Annotated in this window: 7 protein-coding genes; all 7 read right to left on the minus strand. The window is 70.1% G+C overall.

Going from position 1 to position 7,132, the window contains the following annotated elements; all coding sequences use genetic code 11:
* Positions 1-1,097, minus strand: a 1,097-nt coding sequence (locus KGA66_RS27200) for a gamma-glutamyltransferase (RefSeq protein WP_211472131.1), incomplete at its 3' end; no start/stop codon positions are given.
* Complete coding sequence (locus tag KGA66_RS27205) at positions 1,090-1,902, minus strand: class I SAM-dependent methyltransferase (protein WP_211472133.1); 813 nt, start codon at positions 1,900-1,902, stop codon at positions 1,090-1,092. The genes KGA66_RS27205 and KGA66_RS27200, both read right to left, overlap by 8 nt.
* Entirely contained in the window at positions 1,899-2,753 is an 855-nt protein-coding gene (locus tag KGA66_RS27210; protein ID WP_211472135.1) for a beta-keto acid cleavage family enzyme, read from the minus strand. The genes KGA66_RS27205 and KGA66_RS27210 overlap by 4 nt, the downstream gene beginning before the upstream one ends.
* Positions 2,750-3,244: a hypothetical protein gene (locus KGA66_RS27215; protein WP_211472137.1), complete on the minus strand. Its 495-nt coding sequence runs from the start codon at positions 3,242-3,244 to the stop codon at positions 2,750-2,752. Before KGA66_RS27215 ends, KGA66_RS27210 begins: the two co-directional genes overlap by 4 nt.
* The gene (gene ribA, locus KGA66_RS27220) at positions 3,241-3,864 is read right to left on the minus strand and encodes a GTP cyclohydrolase II (protein ID WP_211472139.1); all 624 of its coding nucleotides are present in this window, start codon (positions 3,862-3,864) and stop codon (positions 3,241-3,243) included. Before ribA ends, KGA66_RS27215 begins: the two co-directional genes overlap by 4 nt.
* A gap of 40 nt (positions 3,865-3,904) precedes the next feature.
* Positions 3,905-5,092 (minus strand): glycosyltransferase family 2 protein, encoded by a 1,188-nt coding sequence (locus KGA66_RS27225; protein WP_211472141.1) that lies wholly within the window; start codon positions 5,090-5,092, stop codon positions 3,905-3,907.
* A gap of 22 nt (positions 5,093-5,114) precedes the next feature.
* Positions 5,115-6,422 (minus strand): MFS transporter, encoded by a 1,308-nt coding sequence (locus tag KGA66_RS27230; RefSeq protein WP_211472143.1) that lies wholly within the window; start codon positions 6,420-6,422, stop codon positions 5,115-5,117.
* Positions 6,423-7,132 lie beyond the last annotated feature (710 nt).

Consider the following 7,132-nt stretch of genomic DNA (forward strand, 5'->3'; position numbering starts at 1 on the left):
CCGAACCCCAGCCCCAGGCTCTGCGTCCAGCTGATGCTGTTGCCGGCGCGGTCGACGATCGCGAAATGCGTGGTGTCCCCGTCGCTGTAGTGCCCGGCGTACCTGGTCGCGCTGCGCTTGCCGGGATCGACGCGCTCGCTCAGGTCCCGCAGCTGCGACTGCGCGAGCGGGTCGGGCACCGGCGCGCAGGCCGGATCGCCCAGGTTCTCGATCCGCCAGGCATAGGTCTGATGCACGATCTCTGACATCAGGTGCACGCCCGTCGCGGAATCCGCGCCCACCCGGCCCGCCAGGCGCTCGTAGAGCACCAGGTTCTGCAGCAGGAGCACGCCCTGCGTCGGGGCGGGATTGGTGGCGACATCCAACCCGCCGACCTGCGCGGCGACAGCGGGCACGATCTCGCCGCAGCGCACGGTGCAATCGCCCTCGGCGAAGAAGCCCCCGAGCCGGTCGCTCAGCTGCCGAACGCTCGTGTCGAGCCGTGCCTCCAACGCGTCCACCGAGGACGCGAGGAGCCGATAGAGCGTGGCCAGACCCGGTTGCGGCAGCCGCGATCCGACGGCGCCGGCCGCGGCATACGGCGCGTACAGACCCGAGAACTCCGGCTGAACCAGGATGCTGATATTTTCCCGGATCCACCGGGCCGTCTGCGCGGTCACCACGGTTCCCCGCTCGGCGAGCGCGATGGCCGGCGCGAGCAGACGCGGCCACGGCATCGTGCCGTGCCGTTCGTGAAGCGCGCACCATGCGCCCAGCAGACCCGGCGTCGTCGCCGACTCGATGCCGAACGTCGGCACCGTCGACCTGCCCCGCGCTCTGAAACCCTCCGCTGTGGCACGCGAGGGCGCGCGGCCCAGGCCGGTCAGCGACCACGCCTGGGCGGATCCGGCCTCGTGGAACACGGCGGCGCAGTCTCCGGCGGCCCCGGACGCCATGGGCACCGCCACCGTCAGCACGGCGGAGGCCGCGATGGCCGCGTCGAAGGCGGTGCCGCCTTCCCGCAGGATGTCGAGCGCCGCGAGCGTCGCCGCCGAGCTGCCGGTGGAGGCCATGGCCTCCATGCCCCACTGCTGGCGGTCGCGCAGCACGTCACGCACGTTCCACCGGACCTTGCTTGCGCAGCCGCAGGAACACGCTGGCGTGAACCAGCTCCACCTCGCGGCCGACACCGCCCAGCGCCGTGGTCAGCGCGTCCACCGACGTCTCGGCCGGAACCTGGGTCGCCGTCCACGGCCCGCCGCTGGCCACCCACCAGCGTGCATAGGTGTCCGTGGTCACCAGAACCGTGCGCTCCAGCACAAAAGCGTCGTCGATGGTGAATCCGGCGGCGCGGGACAGTTCGGCGGCCTCGTCGAGGGTCAACCGGCGCGCCTCGAACTCGTCCGGCTCGCAAAGCCCCGAGAGCGGGGCCAGCGCGGCACGGCACGTCTCGGCGAACCTCTCGGTGGCCGGCGTGCGGCCCGCGGTCGCGGCGCACACCAGACCGCCGTCGGCCAGCAACTCGTTGATCGCCGCGAAGACCTCCGGGTAGCGCGGGTGCATCCAGTGCAGCGCAGCGTTGGAGAACACCGCGTCGTATCGCCGTTCCCGCGGCACATCGGGGAACGCGCCCTGGCTGAAGCGGACGCGCTGCGGCCACGGCTTGCCGGCGGCGACCGCGAGCATGTCCGCGGATATGTCCACCGCATCGATCTCGGCGACGGGCAGCCGCCGCACCAGCGCCTCGGTCAAGGCCCCGGTGCCGCAGCCGATCTCGTACGCGCCGGCGACCTCGTGCGGCTGCGGATGCAGGCCGGCGACCAGCTCCGCGTTGCGGAACTGGATGCGCCGGGCCAACGTGTCGTAGTCGCGTGCGGTGTGCCAGCGGTGCGCGAGCCGCGTACCGGCCGCCGATGCGGTCACGACCGCACCATCTGGCGCAGGCCGATGATCTCCCGGGTCTCCTGAGGCGTCGCCGGCTCCCGACCCATCTCGCGTGCGATGCGCACGATCCGCTCGACCAGACGCGCGTTGGTGGTGGCGTTCTTCGATGACCAGTCGAAGTACGGGTTGTCCTCCAAGCCGACCCTGACATGCCCGCCGAGGCTGAGCGCCAGCGTGTTCGCGGCGAGCTGGAAGCGGCCGATGCCGGCGAACGCCCACGTCGACGGCTGCGGCAGCGATGCCAGCATCGCGGCGGCGTTCGCCGCGCTCACCTCGGCGGTGCCGATCGAGCCGAACAGGATGTTGAAATAGTACGGCGGCTTGAGTACACCCCGCGAGATCAGGTAGTTCGCGTAGTTGGCCATGCCGACGTCGAAGATCTCCAGCTCCGGCACGATGCCGCGCTCCTGCATCGCCGCCGCGAGCCCGGCGATCGTCTCCGGCGAGTTGACCGACGGACCCGACGCGAAGTTCATCGAGCCCAGCGTCAGCGACGCCATCTCCGGCCGCGCCGCGCTGTCCACGGTCAGCGACGCGGCGCGCTTCTCCAGCTCCGACCAGTTCCGGCCGCTGGTCGTCACGACCACCACGATGTCCGGGGTGAGCGAGACCACCTGATCCACGATCTCGGTGAAGCGCTCCGCGCGCCAGGTCGGCTCCTCGTCGTCGTCGCGCGCGTGCAGGTGCACCATGCCTGCGCCGGCCTCGTAACAGCGGCGCACGTCCTTGGCGATCTCGGCCGGCGTAATCGGGACGTTCGGCACCTTGGCCCGCCGCGGCACCATCCCGGTGGGGCAGAGGTTGACGATGAACTTGTCGGGAAGACTCATTGCCCGTGCCTTTCCTGGTTCGAGGGTTTCTGCCAGACGGCCGTCCACCGCCTGGGGTTGAACCGCCCTGCGGCGGCGCGACAGGACAGCGCCGCCCCGCCGTCGATGCTGATCAGTTGCTCCCCGTCGGCCTCGGCGGCCGCGTCCAGCACGACTCCCGAGCCGGCGGGGCACAGGTCGCGGTCCTGCGCCGGCTTCCACTGGAAGCGCCGCACATCCGGATCTGCGCGCCACAGCGGGCGAGCGGCCGCCCAGAAGCCGGACAGGGCCGCCGGCGGATCGGCCCAGACCGCGTCACGATGGGCGATATCGCGCCACAGCCAGTACACGCAGAGTGCGCAATCGTCGCCCTCGCGCACCAGCACCTGATACCGCATCAGGTCCGGTATGGACAGGGCCATGCCGAGTTCTACGTTGAGCCGGGTCAGTTCCGCACCCGCGCCGGGGCGCGCGCACTGGAATCCCAGGACCGCGACCGGGGTGGACGTCATTCCGCACGCTCGCGGTCGCCTACGGACGTGCCCGCAGCGTCCAGGTGCCCCATCAGGATGTCCTTGACCCTGAGGTAATCCGTGTTGTGCGGATTGACGAAACCGCCGTGCGGCACACGTTCCACGGTCAGCCCGCCCGCGGCCAGAGCCTTGATCTTCTGCGGGTTGTTGGTCGCCAGCCGCACGTCCCGCACGCCGAGCTGGAGCAGCGTGCGAACGGCTGGTGTGTAGTCCCGCGCGTCGGCCGGCAGTCCGAGCTGAACGTTCGCGGCGACCGTGTCCAGCCCCCGCTCCTGCAGCTCGTACGCCTTGACCTTGTTGGCCAGTCCGATGCCCCGGCCCTCGTGTCGCGTCAGGTAGAGCAGGATGCCGTGGGGTTCCTTGGCCATCAACTGAAGCGCGGCGGTCAGCTGCGGCCCGCAGTCGCAACGCAGGGACCCCAGGATGTCGCCGGTGAAGCACGCGCTGTGCAGCCGGACCAGCGGACGTGTGTCACCCGCGGTGCCGTGCACCAGGGCGACGACCTCCTCCTGGCCCTCGGCATCGCCGAACACGTGCATGGCGAAGTCCCCGTACATCGTGGGAAGCGTGCAACTGGCGAGCAGATTGGTGGACGGCAATGACGTTCTCCCTCGTGGACGCCCGTCTTCCGGTCGCGTGTCAGCGGTCCCGGTACCGGTCGAGTCGGCCGATCGGTCCGTCCGGGACCCATGAGAGCAGCGGAATGTGCGCGTTGACGGTGTGGCCGTTGTCCAACTGGGCCGAGGACGGGTGGTGCAGGTGCAGCATCCGGTCGTCGTAGATGTCGAAGGCGGTGGCCAGCTGCACCCGAAGAACGAAGTCGATGTCCTCCCGGCCCCAGCCCTCGAACCGTTCGTCCATGCCGCCGACCGCGTCGAACACATCGCGGCGCAGCCACATGCAGACCCCGGGAGCGCGGTGTACCAGGAATCCCCGCAGTCCGCGCGGGTCGGCATCCGGCAGCCGGGCCGAGCACCGGTCGGCGATCGCCCGCGCGGACGCCGGTGCGTCCAGGTAGAAGAGATTCCGGAAAGGCAACAGGGCCCCGGTGCCCTCGCGCAGGAATCTGTCGGTGTTGCGCCGCACGAAGTCCGCGTCCACGAGCGCGTCGGCGTCCAGGATGCACACGAGCGGCGCCGGCCGGCTGGTGTTGACCACGCCGGCGTTCACCGACCAGCACTTGCTGAACGAGTCCGGCTTGCGCGCGAACAGGTACTCGTCCGCGTGCAGCTCGATCAGCTCCTGCCAGCGGGGCGCGTCGTCCGACTCCACCACCGTGACCCGATAGAGCGAGCGGTCCTGGGTCTGGTCGCCCAGCGACGCAAGGCACGCGGCGAGATTGCGCGCCCGTACGGCGTGTTCGGTGCGGTCCCGGAACGGGATGACGATGTGCGCGAGCGGTTCTGCGTACGAGGTCCGGGTTGGTACGGCCGCCGGCCAGGACCGCCAGCCCTCGTCGGCCGGCGTGCCCGGGTCGTACTCGTCGCCGACGTGGTAGCCGAGCCGGGACTTCGCGACGACATCCCACGCCGCCAGGGCAATGCCCTCGGTCTTGCCGCCCGGCCCGTCGTCCAAGGCCGCGACGAGATCGCAGACCCGCTGCCATGCCGCCACGCTGCGCGGATCGGCGAGCAATCCGGCGGTGGCCGCCGACAGGTCCGCGTCGCCATACGCCGTGATCTCGCCCAGCACCGCCGCCAGCTGGTCCTGCGCGCGGTGCCAGTAATACGGATTGGCCGCCTGCGCGCCGTCGTCCGCCTTGAGGACGACCGCGTCCGCCACGGCGCGGGCGAGCGACGCGGAGTCGGCTGGTCTGTGTGACCTCATGTCTGCGAAGTCCTTCCGTTGATCACGACGCGTCGGCCGGCGCGGGGCCCGGCACGGTGGCGGGGGTCTTGCTGTTGATCGCGGCCGGGAGCCGCCGTCCGAGCGGGAGCAGCACGACGCCGGCGGCGACCACCAGTGCGCCGAAGACATCCCACACCGCGGTGGCCGAGACGCCGAGCAGGAAACCGACCAACGCGGGTCCGGTGATGGCGGAGACGGACCAGGACAGTTGGAACACCGACACGTACCTGCCCCGCCAGAGCGCGGGTGCGGCGGCGACGGCGAGACTGGTTTCGGCCGGACCGGCGGCCGTCTCTCCCACCGCGAGGAAGACGACCCCGGCGAGGATGAGGGCCGACGCTGCCGCGGTGGTCGACACCGATGACGCGAGGGCGAGCAGGATCACCGCCACCAGGAAGGCCGAAGCACCGACGAACGCCGTCGTCGTCCGGCGCAATCCCGTCAGTCCTCTGGCGACGATCGGCTGCAGCACGGCGGCGAGTGCGAGTTTGACCGTGAGCGCGACCGCCGCGACCCAGGCGGCCAGCACCGTGTAGCGCACCACGTAGAGCGGAAGGATCAGTGACGGGATCAGCCACGCGTAGGTCAGCAGCGTGTTGCTCAGCGTCAGAACGAGGTAGCGCCCGTCGCGGCTCAGCGTCCGCCAGCCGGAGCGTCCGCCGGCCGGATGTACGGCGTGTCGGCGCGGCGTGGCGGCGGGTCCGGCCGTCCCGCGCACCGAGACGAACAGCGCGCCGGCGACGAGCGACGACGCGATGTTCAGCGCGAGCGTGACCCGCAGACCGGAAGTACCCCCGGCGGCGAGCAGGGCCGCGCCGAGAGCGCCGCCGGCCGCCAGGCTCGCGCTCCTGGCGGCGTTGATCAGGGAATACCAGCGGTCGAGCTCCTGCGTGCCGACCTGCTCGCTGATGAACACCGGCCAGGTCGCCCAGTACATCCGGTCGGACAAGGTCACCACGGCGACACCGGCGATCAACACGGGCAACCCGGAGACGTGGAAGTACAGCGAGAAGCCGGCCGCGGACACGATGGTCTGCGCCACCATGACGGGCTTGGCGCCGACACGGTCCACCACGTGGCCGGTCAGCGGCATGGCCGGCAAGCCGATCAGGCCGGCCAGCGTGATCGTCAGGCCGAGCCGGCCCAGCGGGATGTGGGTGGTCTCGGACAGGTACAGGAACGACAGCGGGAGGAACGCGCCCGACCCGAGCGTGTCCACGAGTACCGCGGTCAGCAGCCGGTTCCGCCCGGTGAAGCCGGCCGGCGAGGCCGTGGGCGTCGATCGGGAGCCCTGCACCACAGCACTCATGGCTGTCCACGCCGGGCAGGCTGAATGTCCACGAACCTCACGACCCCCGTCTTATATGTTCGCGCCCGCATTAAGTTATATCACGATTCTGCGTCATGCAATCGTTACCGGAGGCCGGTGTGCGGGGGAAGCGGGAGGGAGCCGGATGGGCTGAGCGTCGTGGCAGGCAGGGCGGCGGGTGGCGCTCATCAGGCGACTATTCGGCGATGTAGGCGCGGCGAGACCCACACATCTGTGCGCGCGATCGGTGAACGTTGATGTTCCCGTCAACAGTGAGCGCCGATCCGTGCGCTCGGTCCGATAGTGATGGGATGTTGCGTCCATGTTGTGCCGCATCGGCTGGCATGCTGCCAAGGCGGATCGGAAAGCTCAAGGGCGGCCCGGCCGTCTGCGGCGTGGTGTGCGGCCGCACTCATCAGGCGGACGCCGTCTGTCTGCGTGTTCTACGACGCTTCGGTGCTGCAAGCGTGCGTGGCCGCCTCGGTGAATCAAGAAACTTTCACACCCGCGCGATGAAGCAAGGGCCCTGCCTGTGGCTGGTCATCCTATCACTTGACTCCACTGCGATCTCGCTGTGCGTCTGGACGGGCTTGCGGTGACTGCGCTACAAAGACATCCGATGTGTCCGTGGTTGTGCCGCATCAACATGACATCGCGACGCATCAGGAGGATTTGTGTCTGTTCATCCCAGAGTGCTGCGGTATGCCGCT

The sequence above is a fragment of the Actinocrinis puniceicyclus genome, assembly GCF_018283645.1.
Taxonomy (GTDB): Bacteria; Actinomycetota; Actinomycetes; order Streptomycetales; family Catenulisporaceae; genus Actinocrinis; species Actinocrinis puniceicyclus.

Bases quoted from the DNA above. Each gene is read 5' to 3' on its own strand.
- KGA66_RS27230 (WP_211472143.1), bottom strand. From the start codon at position 6,422: ATGAGTGCTGTGGTGCAGGGCTCCCGATCGACGCCCACGGCCTCGCCG.
- KGA66_RS27225 (WP_211472141.1), bottom strand. From the start codon at position 5,092: ATGAGGTCACACAGACCAGCCGACTCCGCGTCGCTCGCCCGCGCCGTG.
- KGA66_RS27215 (WP_211472137.1), bottom strand. From the start codon at position 3,244: ATGACGTCCACCCCGGTCGCGGTCCTGGGATTCCAGTGCGCGCGCCCC.
- KGA66_RS27210 (WP_211472135.1), bottom strand. From the start codon at position 2,753: ATGAGTCTTCCCGACAAGTTCATCGTCAACCTCTGCCCCACCGGGATG.